This window comes from Colwellia sp. Bg11-12 (assembly GCF_014076955.1).
In the GTDB taxonomy this organism is placed as follows: domain Bacteria; phylum Pseudomonadota; class Gammaproteobacteria; order Enterobacterales; family Alteromonadaceae; genus Colwellia_A.
This window is the reverse complement of the sequence record NZ_JACGUZ010000075.1, coordinates 44,507-69,531: the sequence shown is the minus strand read 5'-3', so window position 1 is coordinate 69,531 and position 25,025 is coordinate 44,507. Positions and strand designations below refer to the sequence as shown.

Genomic DNA, 25,025 nt, shown 5'->3' with positions numbered 1-25,025 from the left:
AAAAATTAAGCTATTTAAAGCCTCGTTAGTTGCACTTGCTTTAGCGGCAATAAGCCATGCTAACGCAGAAAGTTTAGCAATAACCAATGCCACTATCCATACGGTTACTGAACAGGGCGTTTTAACAAATGCCACGGTTGTTATTGATGACGGAAAAATTATTGCGATTAATCCTGAAAAAATTGATGCTGATGTTACCTTCGATGCGATGGGTAAAATACTGACACCTGGTTTAATTGGTTCTATGAATTCATTAGGTTTGGTTGAGGTTAGTGCAGTATCAAGAACGCGTGATGCTAGTGATAAAAAAGCAGACATTACTTTTGACGCTTCAATCGCTTTTAACCCACGTTCAACGGTTGTGCCTTATACACGCAAAGGTGGTATCACCAGTAACGTTTCAGTGCCTAGCGGTGGCGATAGTATGTTCAAAGGGCAAACCTTTGTAACTGACCTCTCAGGCGAATTTGACAGTGTTTACCTTAAAGAAAATGCCGTCATCATAGATCTTGGTGCGAAAAGTAGTGGTTCACGCGCTCTAAACTTACAAAAACTACGTTATACGCTTGAAGACGCCAAAAAAGCCTTAACCAAAGCTGCTGAAGACGCTAAAACAGCGAAAAAAGACAAAAAGGCTGACGACAAGCAAAAAGAACCGAAAGAACTAAAGCGTGATGAAAAAATTATCAATGCCTTACTAACCGCTGATAAACCGCTTGTAGCTTATGCTGACCGCGCCACAGACTTACTCGAATTACTGAAATTAAAAGCTGAATTTAATCTTGATTTAGTGATCGCTGGCGGTGCTGATGCGATATTAATTACTGAGCAATTAGCTGCAGCGAAAGTACCGGTTATATTTGGCGCTTTAGATAATTTACCGAGTAGTTTTGATTCGCTGCATTCATCGTTAGACAATACGGCGAAATTAACCCAAGCAGGTATCAATGTCGCTTTAGCCATAAACGACGCACATAACTTATATCAGCTGCGTTTCGAAGCGGGTAATGCAATTGCTAACGGTTTAACTAAAGACCAAGCACTTGCCGCTGTTACTGCCAATGTTGCCGATGCTTTTAATATTAATGCGGGTCGTATTGCCGTTGGTAAAAAAGCCGATTTGGTATTATGGAGTGCTGACCCTTTCGAGCTTAGTACGAAAGTCGATAAAATGTGGATTGACGGTAAAGAAATCTCAACGCAGAGTCGTCAAGACAAATTGCGTAAACGCTATACCACTGAAAGTGATATGCCCAGAGGTTACACGAAGTAACTTTTATTGGCAGTTTGTTATTCGATAGCGAAAAGCATTAAACGAACATTCGTTTAGTGCTTTTTTTTTGCGCTTTGTTGTTTAGCACTTTTACCGTCATACTGAATTTATTTCCCGTGTCGTCATGCTGAATTTATTTCAGTATCTGGTTTTGTGGTTGTCAGTACAGATCCTGAAACAAGTTCAGGATGACGGAGTAGTATTCAGGATGACGGAGTAGTATTGAGGATGACGCTTATTTGTATTATCGCTATAATGATTCATTTACTTCTTTATAGAAAACCTTTGGGGTTGTATGACATCTATTATTGCTGAAAATGAATTTGGTCAAATTAAACAAGTCTCGCTTACCGAGCAAATTAGCATGCTGGAAATAACCCATGATACTGGTACCGCTAAAATAAGTTTATATGGTGGACAAGTGCTGGAGTGGCAGCCAGTTAACGAACAACCGGTGTTTTGGTTAAGCGAAAATGCGATATTTGAGCAAGGAACAGCCATTCGTGGAGGCATTCCTTTATGCTGGCCCTGGTTTGGTCCATATCAGGCGCCCAGTGGTGAAACCGCAGGGAATCATGGCTTTGCTCGTCAGCGGAATTGGCAGCTTGATGAAGTGACCATTGAAAAAAACAGTGTTACTGTGACCATGTTTTTGTCTGGTCTAAATGATCATCCGCTGTGGCCTCATCAATATCAGTTAAAACAGCAGTTAATTTTTTCTAAACAATTTGAACAACGACTCTTTATCAGTAACTTATCGTCGAAGGCGTTTGAGTACTCAGCGGCATTACACAGTTACTTTGCTGTTAGTGCGCCAGAAAACATCAAGGTTCCGCCATTATCGGCTTTTCCCTTTGATGATAAAGTTACTGGTAAAGAACAGCAGCTTGCTGCTTTAGAAAATTGCAGCGGGGAAGTTGACCGTATTTATTACAGCAATGAGGTTTGCTCTATTGAAGATAAGCAATGGCAAAGAACCATTAAAGTTTCGTCAACCAATTGTCAGCAATGGGTTTTATGGAATCCTGGCGCTGAGCTGGCTAACAAAATGAAAGATCTTCATGTTGGGGCTGAAAATGAATTTGTTTGTTTAGAAGCGGCAAATACCAACGTACATGTCGTTGAGGCAAATGAAACTGTGATGATAGGTCAGACCGTATCATTGGCATAGTCGGTAATCGTAAGCATCAAAATAGGTCAGTCTAGATAAGCTTCTAGACTTTGGTGCTATTATCCTTTATCTTTTCATCATAATTAACAGGTAATACCAGTTGGTGTGACCTTTTATAATTTGGTGACGTTGTGGATATAAGTCGAAGGAAATTCTTTAAAGTCAGTTTGCTTGGCAGTGCTATCTTGTTCGTTGGCAGTAGTTTATCTACTTTTGCGCTAGCAAGACTGAGTGAGGACGACTTACCCAATTTTGATTTTCTTAACGTGGCTGATGCTGAACTCTTGTTAGTGCTTGCACCGGTCATGTTAAAAGCTAACTACCCTGGTTTATTAGAAAAAGAAGCCGATCATCGGTTATTAACCGCTATTGACAAACAAATTGCCGCTTTAGATGAGCATTCCCAAAAGCAATTACGACAACTGTTTGATTTATTATCCTCTTTTACATTGCGTTACCTCGCTGGCGCACCCATTAGTGATTGGGCTTTAGCATCAACTGAGCAACTCGAGCGCTTTCTACAAGGCTGGAAAACAAGCATGTTTTCATTGAAACGTAGCGGTTACGCGGCTTTAAGTAAGTTGATCACGATGAGCTGGTATATCCAACCAGAAAATTTTTTACAAGCGGGTTATCCAGGCCCCCCTAAAATAGTGCCACCGCAGGAATAAAACGTGAAAATAGTCTCCGAAATTCGTGGTATTAGCGATCCATACGCTGCTAATAAAGCACTCGTTAAGCGTACTATAAACGCTAATCAACTTGAAACAGACCATATAACTGCTGACGTTATAATCATTGGTACAGGTGCTGGTGGTGGTACTAGCGCTGAAATATTAGCCCAAGCAGGTTTAAACGTTTTGATGATAGAAGAGGGGCCATTAAAATCGACTCGTGATTTCAAAATGGATGAACAACAAGCGTACGCTGACTTATATCAAGAAAGTGCCGGACGAGCCACTAAAGATGGCGGTATTGGTATTTTACAAGGTCGCTGTGTCGGTGGAACAACTGTTGTCAATTGGACCTCTAGCTTTAGAACACCACCACTAACGCTTGATTACTGGCAGAAAACCTTCCAGGTAAAAGGCTGTAGCACCCGTGATATGGTGCCATGGTTCGCACAAATGGAAAAACGCTTAAGCATAGCGCCATGGCAAGGCGGCGCTAATGAAAATAATGCGGTATTAAAAGAGGGTTGTGAAAAACTCAATATTCCATGGAAAGTTATTCCACGTAACGTCAAGGGGTGCTGGAATTTAGGTTATTGCGGTATGGGCTGCCCAACTAACGCTAAACAGTCGATGTTAGTGACAACGATTCCTGATGCGCTTGAACACGGAGCGACCTTGCTCTATCAAGCCCGAGTGGAACGCTTACTCATTACCGATAAGAAAATAACGGGTGTAGAATGTATTGCCCTTGATGATAATAAGCAAAAAACAACGAAAAAAATTATAGCGAAAGCCCCTTATATTATTCTCGCGGGCGGCGCTATTAATGGCCCTGCCTTGATGTTACGTTCTAATGCGCCTGATCCAAATAACCGTATTGGTAAAAGAACCTTTTTACATCCAACGGTTTTTTCTTTTGCCCAATTTGATAAAGAAATATCTCCCTTTTATGGCGCGCCACAAAGCATTTATAGTGATCATTTTCAATGGCAACATGGCGCTACTGGGCCATTAAGTTATAAATTAGAAGTGCCGCCATTACATCCAGCTATGTCATCAATCATGTTGATGGGACACGGTAAAAACCATGTAGATGATATGGCTAAGCTTAACAATACTCACGCTATGTTAGCGTTGTTGCGTGACGGGTTTGATGAGGACAGTGAAGGAGCAAGTATTACTCTTTCTGATGACGGTAGCCCGATTGTAGATTATCAGATGAATGATTATTTATTTGACGGCATAAAGCGCGCTTACTTATCAATGGCTGAAATACAGTTTGCAGCGGGGGCAAAAAAAGTACGCCCAGCACACGAACATGGCCAATGGTTTGATAGTTTTGAGTCTTTTAAAGTCGGTTTTGATCAACTCAAGCATCAAGTGAGTAATAATTTGGTGGGAAGTGCTCACGTTATGGGCGGACTCGCTATGGGTGAAAACACAGCATTATGCATAGTCGACAGTGATTGCAAATACCATTATTTAGATAATTTATGGGTATTTGATGGCTCTGTTTTTCCCACTTCAATTGGTACTAATCCACAACTTTCTATTTATGCTTTAGTGTGTAAACAAGCAACAAAACTAGCCCGAAAATTGAAGAGTAATTAAGCACTTTATTTTCTGGAATCGGGCAATAAAACAGCTAAACTTATGATTATAAATAGACCGAATTATAATTATTTGGACTAGTTTCGTCATGCTGAATTCATTTCTCTTGTCGTCATGCTGAATTAATTTCAGTATCTATTTTTTGGTTCTAAGTACAGATCCTGAAACAAGTTCAGGATGACGGTGTTGTGTTCCTAATTTCGCAGTCGTATTTGGTACTGTTTGGGACTGTTTGGTACTGTTTGGTACTCTTGTCGTCATGCTGAATTCATTTCAGTATCTGTTTTTTGGTTCTAAGTACAGATCCTGAAACAAGTTCAGGATGACGGTGTTGTTTTCAATATGACGTTGTCGTGATCAGGATGACGGTGTTGTGTTAACGATAACGTTGGTTGTTCAGGATGATGGGGTAGTATTCAGGGTTTTGGGCTGTGGTATCTTATGTTTACTTTGTTCAAAATAGCTATCTAATACAGATGCTAAAGCAGTTGATTATTTATTAAATTAGCCGCCATTATATAATTATTCACATATTAAGAATAAATAATAACTATGTGTATATTGTATAATATAACGACTTTTAACTCGGTAGCTCAGCGTCAATAGAAAATTAAATTGTATACAATATAGTAAATATACCATTTTATGTTGATATGTCTGAAAAAATACTGAATATTTACTCTAATCTATATTGACACTAAATTATTTTTCTGAAACAGCAATAATTAGTTTGCTTTATAGGCATTGGAGTGATTATTCTAATTACACTTTTTCTTTGAATGAGATCTTTCATGGAACACCTAAACCAATTATTTATAGAAGCGGGTACATTAATGCTTGCTGGCATGGTCTTCGTTTTTGCCTTTTTAGGCTTGACGATTGTTTTTATTAATGTGGTTTTAAAACGCTTAGCCATTAAATTTCCAGATGCTGTTATCCAAACACGATCCACACGGTCGAATCAAAAAACAAAACAAAATGTTGATGGTATTTCACCCAATGTGGTGGCGGCAATTACTTCTGCTGTAACGCAATACCGCAAACAACATAATAACCCTTCAAGCACCGATAAAACTAAATAGGAATAAACTCATGACAAAGCCATTAGGTATCACTGAAGTTGTTTTAAGAGATGGTCATCAATCATTACTCGCCACTCGATTACGTCTTGAGGACATGCTACCCATTGCGCCAAAACTTGATGAAATTGGTTTTTGGTCAATTGAGTCTTGGGGTGGTGCGACTTTTGATTCTTGTATTCGCTATTTAGGTGAAGATCCTTGGGAACGTTTGCGCGCCTTAAAAAAAGCGATGCCAAAAACTAAACAGCAAATGTTATTTCGTGGCCAGAATATTCTAGGCTACCGCCACTATGCTGATGATGTGGTCGAAAAGTTTGTTGAACGTGCTCATGTTAACGGTATTGACGTGTTCCGTATTTTTGATGCAATGAACGATGTACGTAATTTACAAACCGCCATTAAATCAGCGGTGAAAGTGGGTGCGCACGCACAAGGCACATTAAGCTATACCGAAAGCCCAGTGCATACACTTGAAGGCTGGCTAACAATGGCTAAGCAAATTGAAGATATGGGCGCGCATTCTTTATGTATTAAAGACATGTCTGGCTTATTGAAACCTTACGATGCTGAAGAGTTAATTGGTCGCCTCAAAGAAACCGTTTCTTTGCCTATTGCTCTACATTGCCATGCGACTACAGGTTTAAGTATTGCGACTCACATGAAAGCGATTGATGCTGATGTAGATGTTATCGATACCTCTATTTCGTCAATGAGTATGACTTACGGACATTCACCAACAGAAACGATTGTTTCGATTGTTGAAGGGACTAAACGAGATACCGGTTTAGACATGGTTAAACTTGCTGAAGTTGCGGCTTACTTTCGTGAAGTGCGTAAAAAATACGCTAAATTTGAAGGCAGCTTAAAAGGCATTGATGCTCGAATTTTACTCGCACAAGTACCAGGTGGCATGTTAACAAATATGGAAATGCAGTTAAGAGAACAAGGTGCTGCAGACAAACTCGATGAAGTATTAATTGAGATTCCAAAAGTAAGAAAAGATTTAGGTTATATCCCTTTGGTAACGCCAACCTCACAAATTGTGGGTACGCAAGCCGTATTAAATGTTTTAACGGGTGAGCGCTACAAATCAATTACCAAAGAAACTGCGGGTGTGTTAAAAGGTGAATATGGCGCAACGGCAGATAAAGTAAATGCCGAATTACAAGCGCGTGTTTTAGACGGTGGAGAAGCGATTACGTGTCGTCCTGCTGATTTAATTAAGCCTGAACTTGACAACCTCACTGCAGAACTTGAAACACTGGCTAAAGAAAAGAAAATTGATTTAGCAGACGAAGTGATTGATGACGTTTTAACGTATGCACTTTTTCCACAAATAGGGCTGAAATTCTTAGAAAATAGAAATAACCCAGATGCTTTTGAACCTGTACCGACTATTGAAGACGCGGTGGCAACATCTGCCCCAGCTAAAAGTTCAACAGCGCCAGAAAGTTACGCGGTAAGTGTTGATGGTAAGGTATTTGACGTTGTTGTAGCGCAAGGTGGCGATATTAGTCAAATTACGCAGCCAAGTAGTGGTCAAGCAACTAAACCGTCATCATCAGCTTCAGAGGCGTTAAATGCACCACTTGCCGGTAACATCTTTAAAGTGCTTGTACATGAAGGTGATGAGGTTGCAGCCGGTGAGGTTGTTATCATCATGGAAGCAATGAAAATGGAAACTGAAATTCGTGCTGTTAACTCAGGTATTATCACTTCAGTGGATGTTAAAGAAGGTGATTCGGTTACTGTTGGTCAAGCTTTATTGAGTTTAGGATAGATAATAATGGATTCATTAAATAAACTTTGGTTGTCTACGGGCTTAGCTAACTTTGAGTCGGGTCAAGTGATCATGATGATAGTGGGCTGTTTGCTTCTTTATTTGGCAATAGCACGTAACTTTGAACCGTTATTGTTATTACCTATGGGCTTTGGTGCGATATTAACCAATATACCATTAGCTGGATTTTCAGAAGTGGGTGGTTTATTACACTTCATTTACTATGCGGGTATTGATACAGGGATATTCCCGTTGATTATCTTTATGGGGGTCGGAGCTATGACCGATTTTGGCGCATTAATCGCTAACCCTAAAACCTTATTACTTGGTGCTGCTGCACAGTTTGGTATTTTTGCGACTTTATTTGGGGCTATTGCTTTAAACGCGATACCCGGTATTGAATTTACCCTTAAAGATGCGTCTGCCATTGCCATTATTGGTGGTGCCGATGGTCCTACTGCTATATTTTTAGCCTCGAAATTAGCGCCAGAGTTATTAGGTGCTATCGCCGTTGCTGCTTATTCTTATATGGCACTAGTACCTATTATTCAGCCACCTATCATGAGGGCATTAACCACTGAAGATGAACGTAAAATTGAGATGGCGCAATTACGCCCAGTCACTAAAATTGAAAAAATAGTATTCCCATTAGGGGTTTTACTGATGACTATTTTCTTTTTACCGTCAGCAACACCTTTAGTGGGTATGTTCTGTTTAGGTAATTTGATGCGTGAATGTGGTGTGGTTGACCGATTAAGCTCTACAGCGCAGAACGAGTTGATTAATATCACCACTATATTTTTAGGTTTAGGTGTTGGCTCTAAGTTAAGTGCAGAAGCATTCTTAAACATAGAAACGTTGGGTATTTTAGGCTTAGGTGCTGTGGCATTCTCAATTGGCACCGCTTCTGGGGTGTTAATGGCGAAATTGATGAATAAACTTTCATCAACACCCATTAATCCACTCATTGGTGCAGCAGGAGTTTCGGCGGTACCTATGGCGGCACGTGTTGCCAATAAAGTGGGGTTAGAAGCTAATCCACATAACTTTTTACTCATGCACGCGATGGGACCTAATGTTGCTGGTGTGCTTGGCTCGGCGGTTGCTGCAGGTATTTTGTTGGCGCTCGTTGGATAAAAGTAGTTTTATTATTACCGCTATATATTATGATTAACGGGAAGCTTTGCTTCCCGTTTTTATAACACGTTATTATTCAATAACACCACTGTTAGGTAACTTTGCGTAAGGCGCTATTTTTTTAAAATATTGGCTAGTATTTTCAGATAACAGTTCATCGAGTTGTTTCTTTAGCAAATCTCCGGTTTCACTTTTTGCAACAGCAAGACTTGCTGCAATGATTTTAAACTTCTTATAATAAATTTTCTGTGGACTTTCTGGTGAATTGATTTCAGCTGGAATTTTAGTGCGAAGATCGTTTTGTAATGACTTTATCGTCGACATCATAGCGACTCGTTCAAAAATTATTACTTTGATTCTTCCACGTGCCATCATCATAATTAATTGCGTTAAACTGCCCACTTCAATGAATTTCTCTCTAGGTACTTGCGCTAATTCAGCAAAAAAATCAGCATTACCAATTAGCGTACCAATACTACGTTCGGGCAAATTGTTAATGTCGAAGTGATTGGGTGATGTTGAGTAAAGGTCTACGGTGGTGTCAAAGTGCCATGAAAGCTCTTGTGCAAATTGGTAAAATTTTTGTGTTTCACTATCTTTAGGTGTTAAACCTATGATGTTAATACGGCGCCTTTTTAATTCCCTTTTAGCACGAGCATAGGTCATTATTTGATAGTTAAACGTTAGGGCTGAATTATCTTGTAGCCCATTAAGCATATCAATCACAAAACCACTGCCATCTTCGTTTACTAATGGAGGAAAGGGTTCTAGACCGACGGTAATTTTATTATTATTGGCTAAGGTTTCTAAGCTAAATAAAGCCAGTAAAATAAAGGTAATAACAACTTTATTGAACACAGTCATATTGTTCAAAATAGGCATCCTATAAATTCATTGACCGTCCATGTCAGTAAATTACTACAGATAGATTTTATTTAAATGTCTTAAAATCATAAAAAATATTATTAAGGATTTAATTTAAATTGACGCCATAATACTTTTGGGTCTTCTTGTGTTTCTTCTGTAGGTTGCTCCTGCTCAAAGCAAATGCGGTCATGTAAACGGTTAGCGCGACCTTGCCAAAACTCGATGTAGTGAGGTTTTATTCGCCAACCACCCCAAAATTCAGGTAGCGGTATTTCTTGATCGGCAAATTTTTCAGTATAATAAGCTTCGCGCTCTTTTAATACTTCTTTACTCGCCAGTGGTGAGCTTTGCTTTGACGCCCATGCGCCAATTTGGCTGCCTCGATCTCGACTATGAAAGTACTTTTCTGATTGTTCATGAGTCACTTTTTCTACCACACCCTCTATACGGACTTGGCGCTGTAGAACATTCCAGTGAAATAATAAGGCGATTTTATTATTTTCCGTTAAATCTTGGCTTTTACGGCTCGCGTAATTGGTGTAAAAAATAAAACCACTTTCATCAAACTCTTTTAATAACACCATACGAGAGCTCGGTTGGCCATTTTTATTCGCACTACTAACCGACATAGATTCAGGTAATAAGATGCCTGATTTCTTTGCGTCGTTAAACCATTGATCAAATAGCTCAATGGGATTTGTTTGTGAAGAAAACTCGGGGAGTGGTAAGGCAACCCCCTGACCAAATGTTAATAAACAACGTAATTTTTCAAATAATGTCATAACGGTAGAATAAAATGATGTAAGGGATAAAGAGTATTAAGATAGTAGCATGAATGTTTTATCTGACAATAAGAGATTGTGCGCTTAATTTACTTTAATCAGTAATTATATAGGATTAAATATCCCAATCATCAGAGAAGTCTAATGCCTCTCGGAGTCGTTTTTTTTCTAACAAATCATCAATACGTTTTCGTACTTTTGAGTTTTTATCTGCTTTTTTCCCTGTAGCGAGATCTTTGTCGTAGTTCTCTGATTCGTCTTTTGCTCTATATTCATCTGACATTATCGTGTTTTTCTCACGGTTAATTATATTTATTTAAGGGATTAATTTGAAGATAGGCAACAACTGAGAAAATTTCAATAAAATTGCTTAATCATCTACTTAATTTCACTACGATAGCGTTAGAACAATAAATCTTAACGCATAAATAGTTTTGCATTGTGGTAGCACATTGATAAACTGATTTATCTTCAGACCTACTATAATTTAGCGACTACTATGCCCAATCGTAATTTCGCCGAATGGCTTGAACAATGTCAATGTCAGGCATTAGCAAATTTTCAGCGTCAATTGGTTTTACTTGTCGGTGATGCTTGTTGGGTAAAGCAATTACTGCAATTAACGGCACAAACCCCACCTAAAGATGCTTGGTTAGTCTTTAGTCATCATCAAGAAATACCCGCGACTATTGATAGTAAACATTATGCTCAGCAATTGGGTAGCGAGAATAATAAGATATTATTCTCTTGTGTTGAAGGTAATGAAAGTTCAACACTTGATACTATTAATTTAGACGCTTTTGCAGCTCTTTCAGGCACTTTGGTCGCAGGGGGCGTTATGTTCTTGTGGCTTGAAACCCCGTTAGCACAAGCGATTGAACAAACTGATTTACTTTCATTAAAATACTTTTATCAACAATTACTCAACAACAATGAATTGATCACTCTTTCGCAAAGCGTTAAGCAAACGTTTCCTGTGCTAAAACAGGCATTACCTGTACCACCCTCTGTGGCAGGTGATTTTTTATATCAATGTAAAACAAAAGAACAACAAGTTGCAGTTGAACATATTATGAAAGTGAGTCAGGGCCATAGAAACCGGCCCTTAGTGCTAACAGCCGATCGTGGTCGGGGTAAATCATCTGCACTGGCTATTGCTTGTGTTCAGTTAATTGAAAATAATAATGCTGTTGGTAGCGAGAAAATTGATATTTTCATCACGGCTCCCCATATTCGCGCTTTAACGGTTTTTTACCGCCAAATTGCTTTTTCATTTGCGGCACGGGGCACAAAAATTGACTATGTTAATGCTAGTAAAACATCAATAACTCACCCCTTTGGTTCTATCACCTTTATTGCGGTTGACCGACTTATTCAAGCAAGCGATTCATTGAATATTTCGTTACTACTCGTTGATGAGGCTGCAGCCATTCCTGTACCGCTATTAACAACGTTAACGTCTCGTTTTTCACGAGTTGTTTTTTCGAGTACCGTACATGGTTATGAGGGAGCAGGGCGTGGCTTTACGGTTAAATTTCAGCAGGCGTTGCAACAACGGGTACCACAGTGGCGAAGATTTCATATTGATGAACCTATTCGTTGGTGTAAAGAAGACCCGTTAGAAAACTTTGTTTTCGAAAGTTGCTTACTCAATGCGAAGTTAGCAACGCTGCCTGCATTAGCGGATATTTCTTTGAATCCCTTATTGTTAACCCAGGCATCAGCGCAGCGCTCAAGGGAAAGCGAGTTATGTGTTAAGCAAGTATCGGCAGAGTCGCTTATTGAAGATACTGATTTATTACAGCAGGTTTTTGCTGTTTTAGTGACGGCGCATTATCAAACATCACCAAACGATATTACGCTATTACTTGATAATAAAGCGGTAAATCTCTTTATCGCTACTGTCGATAACCGTATTGTCGGGGTTGCGGTACTCCTTGAAGAAGGTTGCAATGAAGACTTTGACATTCAAGCCATTGCAGAGAATAAACGTCGATTAAAAAATCAATTTATTCCTCAGTCATTACTGACACATTGTGGATTTAGTGAAAGCTTTAATTATCAATATTTACGCGTTTTACGTATTGCTATTCATCCGCAATATCATGGGTGCGGTTTTGGTACGTGTTTTATTAAACAGCTCGAAAAATTTGCTAAAAAGCAACGTTTTGACTTTATTGGCGCAAGTTTTGGCGCTAATGCTCCTTTGCTTAAGTTTTGGCAAAATGCGGATTACCAAGTGGCTCGGATCGGTTTTACCCAAGATAAAGCCAGTGGTGAACATTCTGCTTTAGTGCTTTCTGCAATGAGTGAACGCGGTCAGTTTTTTGAACGAAAAATTGTCAATGAATTTTATCATTCATTCGATTACTTGCTCACTGACGAATATAAAGGACTGGCACCTAAACTTGTTTGGCAAATATTACACCACTGTCCTGATAAAAGTTTACCGCAATTAAGTGCTCATCAAGTGGGTAGTATTAATGACTTTATCTTAAAAAAGCGGCAATTTAGTCACTGTGTAAAAGCGCTACATTATTGGTGTGTTATTCATTGTAAAAAAGAATATCAGCCACAAATATTGTTGTTAATTGAACGAGTTTTACAGAAAAAAACACTTAATGAGGTGTGTAAAAATCATCAACTAACCGGTAAAAAAATGCTTAACAACGCATTAGTCGATTATATTTCACAACAACACACTTAGGCTATTTGCTGTCGCCAAAACTTGAGCATGGTAAAATAATGACAAGGTTGACTAGCGAAAGCGGTAAAGTCGTCATGCTTTATAATGCGCGTTAAGTAGTAGGTAATGACTTTCGCTAAACCGTTACTGGGGTGCGTAGCGTAAGTCTTTGTTAATAGATTCAACCAGTCTTCAATTTGGCAAAGCTCGCTTGAATGGGCAATGGCACAGTGAAAAATTTTTGAATGTGAATTGGCGGAGTAAGTTAGCGGCATAATGATTGTTCTCCCTGTAAGCTGCTCTGTAAAAGTGATTGCCATAACGTTTTACGTGCTGCATCGTCTAAGCACCTACATTCATGACCAGCTAAAGCGCCAGATAATATTAATCTCTCTAATAATTTGATGGGTAATTCAACTTGTGCTTTTTCATTCTTTGAGCTCTCGTAACCGTCTTGGATATTTTTTCTATTGATATAGTATTGTTGTGCGCCCATGGTAAAACTCCTTTTATTGAGATTTCTTTGAAATTAATTTAATGTAAAAAAAGACATGATGCAAATGATAATTATTATCATTTGAGTTTTATTTAGTTTAATTATGTAATCTTCATAAATATCGCATTACAATAATGCCCAAGAAACAGGTCTTGATAGGAAAGTTATGACAGAAGTTGAAAATTCACTCAACGATACAAAAAATAATATTATTGAAGTGAATCGTTTAGTGAAAACCTACAAAGGTGTTCAAGCCGTTGACGATATCAGTTTTGCTATTACTAAAGGGCACTGTTTTGGTCTTTTAGGGCCAAATGGGGCGGGTAAAACGACAACGATTGAAATAATGGAAGGGATAATTAATGCCACGAGTGGGCAAGTACTGTATTCAGGAAAAGCCATTAGTAAAGATATAAGTCAGCAAATTGGTATTCAATTTCAGAGTACCGCCTTGCAAGATTTTTTAACGGTACAAGAAACCTTAAATTTATTCACTGCGTTTTATGACCATACCTTACCTCATCAGCAATTGATCGAACTTTGTGGTTTAAAAGACTTTTTAGATAGAGATAATCGCCTATTGTCGGGTGGACAGCGTCAACGGTTATTATTAGCATTGGCGTTAATTAACGACCCAGAAATAATTTTTCTTGATGAACCAACCACAGGACTTGATCCACAAGCGCGACGAAATTTTTGGCAGTTAATTAAAAATATTAAAGCACAAAATAAAACGGTTATTTTAACCACCCATTACATGGATGAAGCAGAGCAACTTTGTGATGACGTGGTTATTATGGACAATGGTAAAATTATTGAAAGTGGTACACCTAATAGACTCCTTGCTAAACATTTTCAAAACGTATTTATTTACCTGCCTAAAGCGCAAGTACCTCAAGTATTAATTGATAAGCATCAGTGGATTATTGCACACGACCGTGTCGAAATTAGCACACAACAAGTAGAAGAAACCATCAGTTTGTTAATTGCTGCACAAGTTCCGCTAGACGGATTACAAGTGAAGTCTCCAAACCTTGATGATCTTTTTCTAAAATTAACTGGCCATTCGTTAAGGGAGTAATATTAATGAATTTAAAACGTTTTTTTGCGGTAGTAAAGGCCCGTAATATTGAATTTTTTCGTGATCGTTCATCCTTAGGTTGGAATTTGCTCTTCCCCATATTAATGCTAGCCGGTTTGTCTTTTGTCTTTTCTGGCGATGGGAAAGCGGTTTATAAAGTAGGGGTTGTTAACATTGGTTCTGTACAATCAACGTTTATGGAAACACGTTATATTGATTTTATTGATTACCAGGATAAAGCGTTAGCAACACGAAAGCTAGAACAGCATGCTATTGATTTTTTAGTTGATTTTAATGAAAAAAGTTACTGGGTGAGTCAAGGTTCACCCAATAGTTACCTTGTTGAAAAAATATTTATAGGACAACATAGTGACTTTCAACGTTTAGAAACCCATGGTAAGAAAATCCGTTATGTTGATTGGGTGTTACCTGGAATTTTAGGCATGAATATGATGTTTAGTTGTTTATTTGGGGTTGGCTATGTCATTGTACGTTATCGTAAAAATGCTGTACTTAAACGCTTAAAAGCGACACCACTTTCAGCTTTTGAATTTGTGTCTGCACAGTTGGTTTCACGTATCTTTATTGTGATGTTTATGTCGAGCGTTGTGTATATTGGTTGTAATTTCTTTTTTGATTTTTATATGTTGGGCAGTTATTTTGATCTCTTTATTATTGCTATTCTAGGCGCGGTTAGCTTAATTTCGTTAGGGTTACTTGTTGCAAGCAGAAGTAAAAGCGAAGAGCTTATTGGCGGTTTACTTAATTTAACATCATGGCCAATGATGTTGCTATCAGGCGTATGGTTCAGCTTAGAAGGTGCACCTAATGCGGTGAAAGCCTTGGCTGACTTTTTACCTTTAACTCACTTAGTGGCTGGCGCGAGAAAAGTGATCACAGAAGGGGCTACGCTTGCCGATATAAGTTACCACGTAATGGCACTATTAATAATGAGTACTATTTTCTTAGCATTAGGTTCGTACTTATTCAGTTGGAACACCGAACGTTAATATTAAAGTGATAACTTTGTTATCACTGTTTGATCGTTAGTGCATTAAGGCGTTTATATGTTACTAAAAATTGTCGGCATATTTTTTGTAGCTCTTGCTATATTAGGTGTTGTTTTACCTATTTTACCTACAACGCCTTTTTTATTGGTTTCGGCGGCTTGTTTCGCTAAGTCTTCGCCGAAAATGTATAAAATGTTACTGGAAAATAAAATTTTTGGACCACTTATTTACCATTGGCAAGCATCTCGCAGTCTTCCAAGAAGTGCTAAGATAATAGCGTTAACTTCTATTGTCTTAGCGTCTAGCTGGTCGTGCTATTTATTAGATAATAATATATTACGGATTGTGATCATCGCTTTGGTGACAGGGCCATTGTTTTTTTTATGGCGACTGCCTATTTCGGATGGAAATAAGCAAACTTAGCGGTAAACTTCAGCCGTTATTTTTTATTTAATAAATGTAAATAAAAAATATTTTATTATCTTTAAATACTTATTCAGCTAATGCTTTACCCACTAATGCTGCTAGGTGATCAGGTAACGTTAATGAAAGGGCTATTTCGTGGCCACGGTCTGACATTTTCCCCCACGTTTTTTGTACAATCCTAATAATTTTAGCTTCGTTGTTTGCTTCTGTGTATTTTGCGGCGAAAGCATCAAAGTAATATTGTAGAAATACGAGGCAAGCCACATCTTCTAAAGTTTGGGTATTCTCGTTAGTTTTAAGCTGTTCTTTTCTTAAAATACAAGCGGTCAATTCAGCTTCATTTTCATCATAACCATTTTCCAACATTAACGACTTAGTAAGCTGTGCATGGAATTTTCCTTGCGCAATCCGCCACTGATAATACCCTGCTTTACCTTCATCAAACTCGTTACGTTTTAAATCCCAACGTTTAATATGCTGTGCACGCACCGCAATTTTTACTAATTCATTCGACTGGGGGAAATACTGCTCTAGGCAAGCGGTCATGTACTGACCGTAAAGTAACTCATTGGGTTGAGAAAGCCCATTAACCTGCGTTTTGTTGGGATCTTCACTATTTATTTTGTCAATCGCAGAATGTACGGCTGTTAAACGAGATGAATTCATAAAGGGTATCCAATGCCTAGGGCGAATTAAAACAATATGTTAGCTTTTTATGGATAAAATAAAAACTCCAATTAAATTTTTTGTCAAAATAAGAGAAATTGATCTGTTGATCATATTGTCGTGGTAGCTAGTTTTAAGTATAATGTTTTCCCGTCCTGCTAGGTTGGTGTGTTTTTCAAAATCATGACTAAACTTACCTTATTATTCGCAATTTATTCGCAAAATAAGCTAGCTAAACAACTTAAGCAAAAAACACAAAATTCCTGCTCACTCTGACTTTTGGTATCACATGACAACTAGATATATTTTTGTAACCGGCGGCGTTGTATCGTCTCTTGGTAAAGGTATTGCAGCAGCATCGCTTGCCGCAATTCTTGAAGCGCGCGGCTTGAAAGTAACCATGTTAAAACTTGACCCTTATATTAACGTTGATCCGGGCACAATGAGCCCTATTCAACATGGGGAAGTTTTTGTTACTGAAGATGGCGCTGAAACCGATTTAGATTTAGGGCATTACGAACGATTTATTCGTACCAAAATGACTAAACGCAATAACTTCACTACTGGTCGAATATATCAAGATATTCTAGCGCGTGAGCGTAAAGGCGAATTTTTAGGTGCTACCATTCAAGTTATTCCTCATATAACGAACGATATTAAACGTCGAGTTATTGAAGGTGCTGAAGGTTACGATGTAGCAATGGTTGAAATTGGCGGTACGGTGGGTGATATTGAATCTCAACCGTTCTTAGAAGCTATTCGTCAGTTAGGTACCGAATTAGGACGTGAACGTGCAATGTTTATGCACTTAACGTTAGTGCCTTATATTGCAACAGCAGGCGAAATAAAAACCAAACCAACTCAACACTCAGTGAAAGAGCTTCGCTCGATTGGTATTGTGCCAGACATTTTAGTGTGTCGAAGTGAGCGTACGGTTCCAGCAAACGAGCGAGCAAAAATATCTTTGTTCACCAATGTTGCTGAAAAAGCCGTTTTATCAATGCGCGACGTCGATAGTATTTATAAAATTCCCGCTTTACTTAAAGCGCAAGGAATTGATGAGCTAGTCGTTAAACGTTTTGGTCTCGATGTACCTCCTGCTGATTTAAGTGAGTGGGAAAAAGTACTTTATCAAGAAGCGAATCCTTTTGGTGAAGTGACTATTGGTATGGTCGGTAAATATATTGAATTACCTGACGCTTATAAATCTGTAAATGAAGCATTAAAACATGCAGGTTTGAAAAATCAGGTTACGGTAAACATTAAATACATAGACTCACAAGACCTTGAAAGTAAAGGAACTGATGTCTTAGGAACCGTTGATGCGATTTTAGTCCCAGGCGGTTTTGGTATTCGAGGTGTTGAAGGAAAAATTTTAGCGGCAAAATATGCTCGTGAAAACAAAGTACCTTATTTAGGTATTTGTTTAGGTTTACAAGTAGCGCTTATTGATTATGCACGAAATGTGGCTGGCTTAACTGGCGCGCACAGTACTGAATTTGACCCTGAAACACCACACCCAGTGGTTGGTTTGATTAATGAATGGTTAGATAAAGCAGGCCAAATTGAATATCGTCATGAGGACTCAGACTTAGGCGGCACTATGCGTTTAGGCTCACAATTGTGTCACCTTGTGAAAGGTACCAAGGCGTGCAACGTATATGGCAGTGAAACAATTCATGAGAGACACCGTCATCGTTATGAGGTAAACAATAACTACCGTGACCAAATCAGTAAAGCTGGTTTAGTGTTCTCGGGATTATCTTCGGATAAAACATTAGTTGAGATGATTGAAATACCTGATCATCCTTGGTTTATTGCTGGGCAGTTTCATCCGGAGTTCAATTCAACACCGCGTGATGGACACCCATTATTTGAAAGCTTTATTGCTGCTTCATTTGAGCATCAAAAACAGCAATCAAATTAAACCTGAAAATTAATAAAACCGTAGCCTTATGCTGCGGTTTTGCTTTCTGGCAAAATTATTTATGGCAGAGTGTTTTATCCCTAAAATTTGAAACTAAAATTTATTAAAAACTTAATCGCGGTTCATTCGCTGTAGTGAGCCCCATTCAAAGGAATTATAATGTCGAATATCAGTAAAATTATCGCGCGTGAAATTATGGACTCACGTGGTAACCCAACCGTTGAAGCTGACGTGTTTTTAGCATCGGGTGCTTGGGGACGTGCTGCTGCACCTTCTGGCGCATCAACAGGTTCGCGTGAAGCGTTAGAGTTACGTGACGGTGATAAGTCTCGTTATTTAGGTAAAGGCGTATTAAAAGCGGTTGCGGCGATAAACAATGACATTCAAACGGCATTGATTGGACAAAGTGCTTTAGATCAAGCGGCTATTGATCAAATTATGATCGACCTAGATGGTACTGAAAATAAAGAAAAATTTGGTGCTAACGCCATTCTTGCTGTTTCATTAGCGAATGCAAAAGCGGCTGCAATGGAAAAGAAAGTGCAATTGTTTGAACACATCGCTGACTTAAACGGCACGCCGGGTCAATACTCATTACCTTTACCTATGATGAATATCATCAATGGCGGTGAGCATGCAGACAATAATGTCGATATTCAAGAGTTTATGATCCAACCAGTGAGCGCTAAAAACTTTAGTGAAGCATTACGGATGGGCGCCGAAATATTTCATGCCTTGAAAAAAGTATTATCAGCGAAAGGCCTCAATACCGCTGTGGGTGATGAAGGTGGTTTCGCACCCGATTTAGCCTCAAATGCTGATGCCCTAGCAGTGATTAAAGAAGCGGTTTCTGCTGCCGGTTATGAATTAGGTAAAGATATAACATTAGCGATGGATTGTGCTGCCTCAGAGTTTTACGATAGCGAGAAAGGTATTTACGACCTTAAAGGCGAAGGTAAGCAATTTACCGCTAACGAATTCTCTGATTTCTTAGCAACACTCTGTGAAGAATACCCAATCGTTTCAATTGAAGATGGCTTAGATGAGTCAGATTGGGATGGTTTTGCTTACCAAACTAAGTTACTGGGCGATAAAATACAAATCGTTGGTGATGACTTGTTCGTGACAAATACTAAAATTTTAGCGCGTGGTATTGAGCAAGGTATTGGTAACTCAATTTTAATTAAGTTTAACCAAATCGGTACACTAACAGAAACGTTAGCGGCAATTAAAATGGCGAAAGACGCGGGTTTTACTGCGGTAATTTCTCATCGTAGCGGCGAAACAGAAGACGCAACCATTGCTGACTTAGCGGTTGGTACTGCAGCAGGGCAAATTAAAACTGGTTCACTTTGTCGCAGCGACCGTGTTTCTAAATACAACCAATTGTTACGTATTGAAGAATACTTAGGTGATAAAGCTATATTCAACGGCCTCTCAGAAGTTAAAGGCCAATAACGACGATCTTTTTGCTACATAATCTAATAACTGTGTTGGATGTACTCACTAACTATCGTTAGCTCCGTGCATCCGCCTTGTTCTTAAATTGTCTAGCTGCAAGTTCATTCGTTATTTTAGCGATGAAATATAGCGATAAAAAAACCACTCATTTGAGTGGTTTTTTATGTTCAGGATGAACGGTATGTCATGATCACATGGATGTGAAAGAGTGACGATGTTCAGGATGAACGGTATGTCATGATCACATGGCCGTTCTTAGGCATCCATGCCTTCTTGGCATTAGTACATCCCTGTACGTCGATGTGAAAGAGTGACGATGTTCAGGATGGCCATTCTTAGGCATCCATGCCTTCATGGCATTAGTGCATCCATGCACGTCAACGGTATGTCATGATTACATGGCCGTTCTTAGGCATCCATGCCTTCTCGGCATTAGTACATCCCTGTACGTCGATGTGAAAGAGGACGATGTTCTGAATTCGTGGTTGAAAGTCGGACTTCCTTTACAATTTTTACGCTTTAGAAATTAAATGAACATCGCGTTGTGGGAACGGGATCTCGATATTGTTTTCTTTTAGGGCTAAGTATATTGCTTTGTATGCTTTAAATTTAGCGTCATAAAAATTAGCGGTGGGTGTCCATAAGCGTATCGAAATATTAATAGAGCTGTCAGCAAATTCGTCAATACCAATTTGAGGTAACCGTGATTCACCAACAATGTTTAATTCATCGATCATCTTTTCTAAAATGGCGATCACTTGCAAAGGGTCTTCTTTATAAGCAATGCCAACCGTTAACTCAAGTAATGAGTCATGCTTTGAGTTATGCAATATTTCGCCAACAATATGCTTATTAGGAATAGTAATACAAACACCGTCTTGGTCATGAATAATGGTGTAAGCGAGTAAAACTTCTTGTACCACACCTGTAACACCTTGAACGGTTATGGTATCACCAACAACGAACGGGCGAATAATAATGATATTAAAGCCAGCCGCGTAGTTTGCTAATAACCCTTGCAGTGCTAAACCCGCACCTAAAGAAATGGCACCAATGGCAGCAATAAATGGCGTCACACTAATACCTAATTTACTCAGCGAGATAACCGTTATCATGATCACAATAAGCATTTTAGTGGTGCTAGCTAAAAACTGGCTTAAGGTAATATCAAGTTTATGCTTGGTACAAAGTTTTAATACAACGTTTGAAATTTTTCCTGCGACGATATAGCCCAGTGCAAAAATGATGAAAGCACCAATTAACTGAAAGGTGTAATTCGCAAAAAAATCAACAATGATATTATAGATATAACTCACCTGATCTATTTCTTGTCGTAATAAGTCTGTTGGTGCTAATGAGATCGCTTTTTCTACTTCTGGGGGGGTACTTGCTACTTTTTCAAACATATAATATCCATGAATTGTCAGTTTTAATTAAAGTGAAATTTTATTACCTACTAACATAAACAAGAATATAGCTTTATTTTATCTTTTTCACACAATAGGTTATGCTTAAACTTCAGGTTGAATTCTACCCAGTAACGTATTAAAAAGCACTCAATTATTCATGAATGAACAAACTTCATTATGGCAAGAAGACTATCAATCAGCTGATTTTGCTGAGCTTTGTAATGCATTGTACGAAAGGGAACTTGGCTTACTCAGTGAACTTGCGCTTTCGTCAGCCCCATCAATTCAAGGACGGCTTAAAAGTTTGCCACATTATATCAAGCGAACAGCGCATTCTATGCTTCAGGTAGAAACGCCACTTAAGCTTGACGTACAAAATGCAAGTTGGTCAGCTAAACAAAGTGTACAAATGCCGTTAAACGGTCAAGACAGTGAATCAGTAAATAGGTGGTATGTTTCTGCGAATTTACATCATGGTTTAGTGGTACCTATTGCGACAGAGTCAACAATACTCTTAGACTCCATTGATAGAATCGATCTTGAACAGCAGCGTTTTAGAACAAACCTACACGGTTGGTTTTATTTGTCTGCAATAGCACAAAATAAAACGACAGGGCAGTTACTCAAACCTAATAAGAAAGTAATGATAGCCGCTTGTAGTGGTCATTGTTGGCTAAATACTCATAGATCCAACCCAATGACACCTAGTTTGCGTGAATTGTTGTTATCATGTGCAATCAATTGGCGTAATTTCAAACAAACTTTAGCCATTTGATTTTAAAAAATGTTAAATGTGCTAATAATGTTTACACCAGCAAACACCTATTTATAATGGTCGTCATACTGCTACTTCTATAGATCAATTTTAGGCTTAATTTAGGTTTTTATGCGTGCAATAACCGTACTTCTACTAATTTTTATTGTGTTATTACAACATCGGCTTTGGTTCGGTAAAAATAGTGTGCCTGATTATCTTGCCTTAGAGAATGAAGTACAACGTCAAATACTTGATAACGATAAACTTAAACAACGTAATAAATTACTCTATGCCGATACCGATGATTTAAAGTCTGGCGTTGAAGCTATTGAAGAGCGTGCTCGAAATGAATTAGGCATGATAAAAGAAGGCGAAATATTTTTTCGTTTAATTCCTTCAGAAAAAAATACTATGCAAATAGATCCGGAAAAATAATTTTATGTTAACTAAGCCGATAGCGCTTCCTCAACAATTCGTTGTCATTGTTCCTGCTGCTGGCGCAGGTAAGCGTATGTTGGCTAATTGCCCAAAGCAATATTTAACCATTGATAATAAAACCATATTAGAACATACCGTTGAACGATTACTCAGTCATCCTTTGGTAAACAAAGTGATTATTGCTCTTAGTGATAATGATGAGTACTTTCCGCGCACGTCTCTGGTAAATAACAAAAATATTCAAACGGTTATTGGCGGTAAAGAGCGAGTTGATTCGGTACTTGCCGGATTAAAGGTTATTGACACTCAGCGTTACGCTTGGGTGTTAGTGCATGATGCAGCTAGGCCTTGTGTCAGCCATGACGATATTTCTAACTTGATGAAAGCATGTATAGAAAAACAAACCGGTGGTCTGCTAGCTTCGCCAGTTCGCGATACGATGAAACGCTCATTCAGTGGAGATTTAGCTAAACAGCAAGTATTAAAGACGGTTGTTCGGGAAAATTTATGGCATGCGCTGACACCACAAATGTTTAAAGTAAAGGCGTTAAAAGAGGCGATCATTAATGGTCTTAGTCAAGACGCTGAAATAACTGACGAATCATCAGCAATTGAATTCGCTAATTTACCTAGTCTGTTGGTTTGGGCAAGCAGTGAAAATATCAAAATTACGCATCCTGATGATCTCGCACTCGCTGCTTTTTTCTTAGCTAAGCAAAAACAACAAAAACAAAAATCACAGGAAAATGCATGAGAATAGGTCACGGCTTTGATGTACACAAATTTGGTGGTGTAGGCCCCCTTATATTAGCGGGCGTAGAAATAGATTATCCACAGGGGTTTATCGCTCACTCTGATGGCGATGTGGCTATCCACGCGTTATGTGACGCAATATTAGGCGCGCTTTGCTTAGCCGACATTGGTAATCACTTTCCTGATACTGACGGCCAATATGAAAATATCTCTAGTCGGATTTTATTAAAACATGTGGTCAGCTTGATGATTGAAAAAGGCTATCAACTGGGTAATGCTGATATTACCATTGTTGCACAAGCACCTAAAATAGCACCGCATCTACTAGCGATGCGTACTTGCTTAAGCGAAGACCTACACGCTGAACTTGATCAAGTGAATGTTAAGGCAACAACCACTGAAAAATTAGGATATGCAGGCCGTAAAGAGGGCGTAGCGGTTCATGCTGTTGTCTTATTACTAAAATCTTCTGCAGCCGTAATAGAGAAAAATCAATAATATGAGTAAGTCATTACAATATTTATATACACAACCGCAGTCAACAGGTCAGTTACGTAGCGAAATGTCAGACTTTAAGGTATTCGAAAGATTACCCTTTGAGCCTTGTGGTGAAGGCGAACATCTCTTTATTCATATTAGAAAAACCGGTGCTAATACCCTCGTTGTCGCTCGGGAGTTAGCTAAGTATTTCAAAGTAAAAGAAGGACTTGTCTCCTATGCTGGTCTTAAAGACCGCTTTGCCGTTACCGAGCAATGGTTTGGTATTCATCTTCCTGGTAAGACTGTTTATGATCTAAGTAATTTAGCCATTGAAGGTGTTGAAGTGCTTTCGGTAAAACGCCATAACAAAAAGTTACGTATTGGGGCCTTATCAGGTAATCGCTTTGAATTGGTGTTACGAAAAGTGAGTAATATTGATGACGTCTTACGACGATGGGCTGCTGTTAGCCAATTTGGCGTGCCTAACTATTTTGGTGAACAACGCTTTGGTATTAATGGTGGTAACCTTGATAGGGCTTTAGAATTATTTCAAGGAAAGAAAGTAAAAGACAAAAAGAAACGAGGTTTGTATTTATCTGCTGCTCGTTCAGAGATCTTTAATCAAACAATTAGCCAACGTATTGAAAATAATCAGTTTGAATCTTTAAGTATCGGTGATGTTTTTATGTTGAGTGGTACGCAATCGGTTTTTTTAGCCGAAGCAATTGACAAAACCATCATGCAGCGCTTTCAAGAAAAAGATATCGATTTAACGGCTGCCCTATGGGGGGCGGGTGAATTAATGTCGCAAGGTGAATCGCAACAATTAGAGCAAGAAATTGCTAACGAATATAGTGATTTTTGCCAGGGCTTAGTCAAATTTGGCTTAAAACAAGAGCGACGCAGAATAAGATTATCATTAACAGAAGGTCAAATTACCTCTGGAAATGATACGATAACGCTAAGTTTTTTTCTCCCTTCGGGTTGTTATGCAACAACCATATTGCGTGAACTTATTAATTATCAAGATATGACTGAACGAGTAGGAAACTAAACGG

The 25,025-nt window shown here is 38.6% G+C and carries 25 protein-coding genes; 18 read left to right on the top strand and 7 right to left on the bottom strand.

The annotated features are described in order from the left end of the window. The first annotated feature begins 4 nt into the window (after nucleotides 1-4). The 7 genes from H4J39_RS13535 to H4J39_RS13505 all read left to right on the top strand — a co-directional run bounded on the left by H4J39_RS13535 (nucleotide 5) and on the right by H4J39_RS13505 (nucleotide 8,728). Complete coding sequence (locus tag H4J39_RS13535; RefSeq protein WP_182228990.1) at nucleotides 5-1,273, top strand: amidohydrolase family protein; 1,269 nt, start codon at nucleotides 5-7, stop codon at nucleotides 1,271-1,273. 295 nt (nucleotides 1,274-1,568) lie between these two features. Then, nucleotides 1,569-2,444 carry a D-hexose-6-phosphate mutarotase gene (locus H4J39_RS13530; RefSeq protein WP_182228935.1) on the top strand — a complete coding sequence of 292 codons (876 nt, stop codon included), beginning with the start codon at nucleotides 1,569-1,571 and terminating at the stop codon, nucleotides 2,442-2,444. A gap of 131 nt (nucleotides 2,445-2,575) precedes the next feature. Next, nucleotides 2,576-3,115: a hypothetical protein gene (locus H4J39_RS13525; RefSeq protein WP_182228934.1), complete on the top strand. Its 540-nt coding sequence runs from the start codon at nucleotides 2,576-2,578 to the stop codon at nucleotides 3,113-3,115. A gap of 3 nt (nucleotides 3,116-3,118) precedes the next feature. Next, nucleotides 3,119-4,729, top strand: coding sequence for a GMC family oxidoreductase (locus H4J39_RS13520; RefSeq protein WP_310649756.1), 1,611 nt, complete (start codon nucleotides 3,119-3,121; stop codon nucleotides 4,727-4,729). Nucleotides 4,730-5,520: 791 nt separating this feature from the next. Continuing rightward, entirely contained in the window at nucleotides 5,521-5,811 is a 291-nt protein-coding gene (locus H4J39_RS13515) for an OadG family protein (protein WP_182228933.1), read from the top strand. A 10-nt stretch (nucleotides 5,812-5,821) separates the two neighbouring features. Next, on the top strand, nucleotides 5,822-7,591 hold the full coding sequence (oadA, locus tag H4J39_RS13510; protein ID WP_182228932.1) for a sodium-extruding oxaloacetate decarboxylase subunit alpha: 1,770 nt from the start codon (nucleotides 5,822-5,824) through the stop codon (nucleotides 7,589-7,591). Nucleotides 7,592-7,597: 6 nt separating this feature from the next. Continuing rightward, nucleotides 7,598-8,728 (top strand): sodium ion-translocating decarboxylase subunit beta, encoded by a 1,131-nt coding sequence (locus tag H4J39_RS13505; RefSeq protein ID WP_182228931.1) that lies wholly within the window; start codon nucleotides 7,598-7,600, stop codon nucleotides 8,726-8,728. A 72-nt stretch (nucleotides 8,729-8,800) separates the two neighbouring features. Here H4J39_RS13505 and H4J39_RS13500 read toward each other — a convergent pair whose 3' ends face one another. From H4J39_RS13500 to H4J39_RS13490, 3 genes are all read right to left on the bottom strand, one after another. Then, entirely contained in the window at nucleotides 8,801-9,601 is an 801-nt protein-coding gene (locus H4J39_RS13500; protein ID WP_182228930.1) for a transporter substrate-binding domain-containing protein, read from the bottom strand. 92 nt (nucleotides 9,602-9,693) lie between these two features. Then, nucleotides 9,694-10,377, bottom strand: coding sequence for a pyridoxamine 5'-phosphate oxidase (pdxH, locus tag H4J39_RS13495; protein ID WP_182228929.1), 684 nt, complete (start codon nucleotides 10,375-10,377; stop codon nucleotides 9,694-9,696). Between the two features lie 115 nt (nucleotides 10,378-10,492). Beyond that, a complete protein-coding gene (locus tag H4J39_RS13490; RefSeq protein WP_182228928.1) occupies nucleotides 10,493-10,660 on the bottom strand; it encodes a PA3496 family putative envelope integrity protein in 168 nt (55 codons plus the stop codon). Between the two features lie 216 nt (nucleotides 10,661-10,876). Between H4J39_RS13490 and H4J39_RS13485 the strand changes: the two genes are divergently transcribed. Further along, a complete protein-coding gene (locus tag H4J39_RS13485; RefSeq protein ID WP_182228927.1) occupies nucleotides 10,877-13,084 on the top strand; it encodes a GNAT family N-acetyltransferase in 2,208 nt (735 codons plus the stop codon). On the opposite strand, the gene H4J39_RS13480 is transcribed toward H4J39_RS13485, so the two are convergent. Both H4J39_RS13480 and H4J39_RS13475 read right to left on the bottom strand, forming a co-directional pair. Continuing rightward, a complete protein-coding gene (locus H4J39_RS13480; RefSeq protein WP_182228926.1) occupies nucleotides 13,081-13,338 on the bottom strand; it encodes a hypothetical protein in 258 nt (85 codons plus the stop codon). The two genes, H4J39_RS13485 and H4J39_RS13480, sit on opposite strands and share 4 nt — an antisense overlap. Beyond that, nucleotides 13,329-13,559: a hypothetical protein gene (locus H4J39_RS13475; RefSeq protein WP_182228925.1), complete on the bottom strand. Its 231-nt coding sequence runs from the start codon at nucleotides 13,557-13,559 to the stop codon at nucleotides 13,329-13,331. The genes H4J39_RS13480 and H4J39_RS13475 overlap by 10 nt, the downstream gene beginning before the upstream one ends. Before the next feature lie 166 nt (nucleotides 13,560-13,725). On the opposite strand from H4J39_RS13475, the gene H4J39_RS13470 reads away from it, so the two are divergent. From H4J39_RS13470 to H4J39_RS13460, 3 genes are read left to right on the top strand one after another with little or no spacing between them, the layout of a single operon-like run. Next, nucleotides 13,726-14,640 carry an ABC transporter ATP-binding protein gene (locus H4J39_RS13470; protein ID WP_182228924.1) on the top strand — a complete coding sequence of 305 codons (915 nt, stop codon included), beginning with the start codon at nucleotides 13,726-13,728 and terminating at the stop codon, nucleotides 14,638-14,640. A gap of 5 nt (nucleotides 14,641-14,645) precedes the next feature. Next, complete coding sequence (locus H4J39_RS13465) at nucleotides 14,646-15,650, top strand: ABC transporter permease (protein WP_182228923.1); 1,005 nt, start codon at nucleotides 14,646-14,648, stop codon at nucleotides 15,648-15,650. Nucleotides 15,651-15,707: 57 nt separating this feature from the next. Further along, nucleotides 15,708-16,073 carry a YbaN family protein gene (locus H4J39_RS13460; protein ID WP_182228922.1) on the top strand — a complete coding sequence of 122 codons (366 nt, stop codon included), beginning with the start codon at nucleotides 15,708-15,710 and terminating at the stop codon, nucleotides 16,071-16,073. 69 nt (nucleotides 16,074-16,142) lie between these two features. Here H4J39_RS13460 and H4J39_RS13455 read toward each other — a convergent pair whose 3' ends face one another. Next, nucleotides 16,143-16,742: a DUF4202 domain-containing protein gene (locus tag H4J39_RS13455; RefSeq protein ID WP_182228921.1), complete on the bottom strand. Its 600-nt coding sequence runs from the start codon at nucleotides 16,740-16,742 to the stop codon at nucleotides 16,143-16,145. Nucleotides 16,743-17,031: 289 nt separating this feature from the next. On the opposite strand from H4J39_RS13455, the gene H4J39_RS13450 reads away from it, so the two are divergent. Both H4J39_RS13450 and eno read left to right on the top strand, forming a co-directional pair. After that, on the top strand, nucleotides 17,032-18,669 hold the full coding sequence (locus H4J39_RS13450; RefSeq protein ID WP_182228920.1) for a CTP synthase: 1,638 nt from the start codon (nucleotides 17,032-17,034) through the stop codon (nucleotides 18,667-18,669). A 159-nt stretch (nucleotides 18,670-18,828) separates the two neighbouring features. Next, entirely contained in the window at nucleotides 18,829-20,127 is a 1,299-nt protein-coding gene (gene eno / locus H4J39_RS13445) for a phosphopyruvate hydratase (protein WP_182228919.1), read from the top strand. Between the two features lie 515 nt (nucleotides 20,128-20,642). Here the strand turns inward: eno and H4J39_RS13440 are convergent. After that, the gene (locus H4J39_RS13440) at nucleotides 20,643-21,536 is read right to left on the bottom strand and encodes a mechanosensitive ion channel family protein (protein WP_182228918.1); all 894 of its coding nucleotides are present in this window, start codon (nucleotides 21,534-21,536) and stop codon (nucleotides 20,643-20,645) included. Nucleotides 21,537-21,696: 160 nt separating this feature from the next. Here H4J39_RS13440 and H4J39_RS13435 point away from each other — a divergent pair, with 160 nt between their 5' ends. The 5 genes from H4J39_RS13435 (at nucleotide 21,697) to truD (ending at nucleotide 25,021) form a co-directional block, all read left to right on the top strand. Then, complete coding sequence (locus H4J39_RS13435) at nucleotides 21,697-22,314, top strand: hypothetical protein (protein ID WP_182228917.1); 618 nt, start codon at nucleotides 21,697-21,699, stop codon at nucleotides 22,312-22,314. A 111-nt stretch (nucleotides 22,315-22,425) separates the two neighbouring features. Further along, nucleotides 22,426-22,731, top strand: coding sequence for a cell division protein FtsB (ftsB, locus tag H4J39_RS13430; protein ID WP_182228916.1), 306 nt, complete (start codon nucleotides 22,426-22,428; stop codon nucleotides 22,729-22,731). A gap of 4 nt (nucleotides 22,732-22,735) precedes the next feature. After that, entirely contained in the window at nucleotides 22,736-23,488 is a 753-nt protein-coding gene (ispD, locus tag H4J39_RS13425; protein WP_182228915.1) for a 2-C-methyl-D-erythritol 4-phosphate cytidylyltransferase, read from the top strand. After that, nucleotides 23,485-23,985 (top strand): 2-C-methyl-D-erythritol 2,4-cyclodiphosphate synthase, encoded by a 501-nt coding sequence (gene ispF / locus H4J39_RS13420; RefSeq protein ID WP_182228914.1) that lies wholly within the window; start codon nucleotides 23,485-23,487, stop codon nucleotides 23,983-23,985. The genes ispD and ispF overlap by 4 nt, the downstream gene beginning before the upstream one ends. Before the next feature lies 1 nt (nucleotide 23,986). Then, nucleotides 23,987-25,021: a tRNA pseudouridine(13) synthase TruD gene (truD, locus tag H4J39_RS13415; protein ID WP_182228913.1), complete on the top strand. Its 1,035-nt coding sequence runs from the start codon at nucleotides 23,987-23,989 to the stop codon at nucleotides 25,019-25,021. The last annotated feature ends 4 nt before the right edge of the window (nucleotides 25,022-25,025 follow it).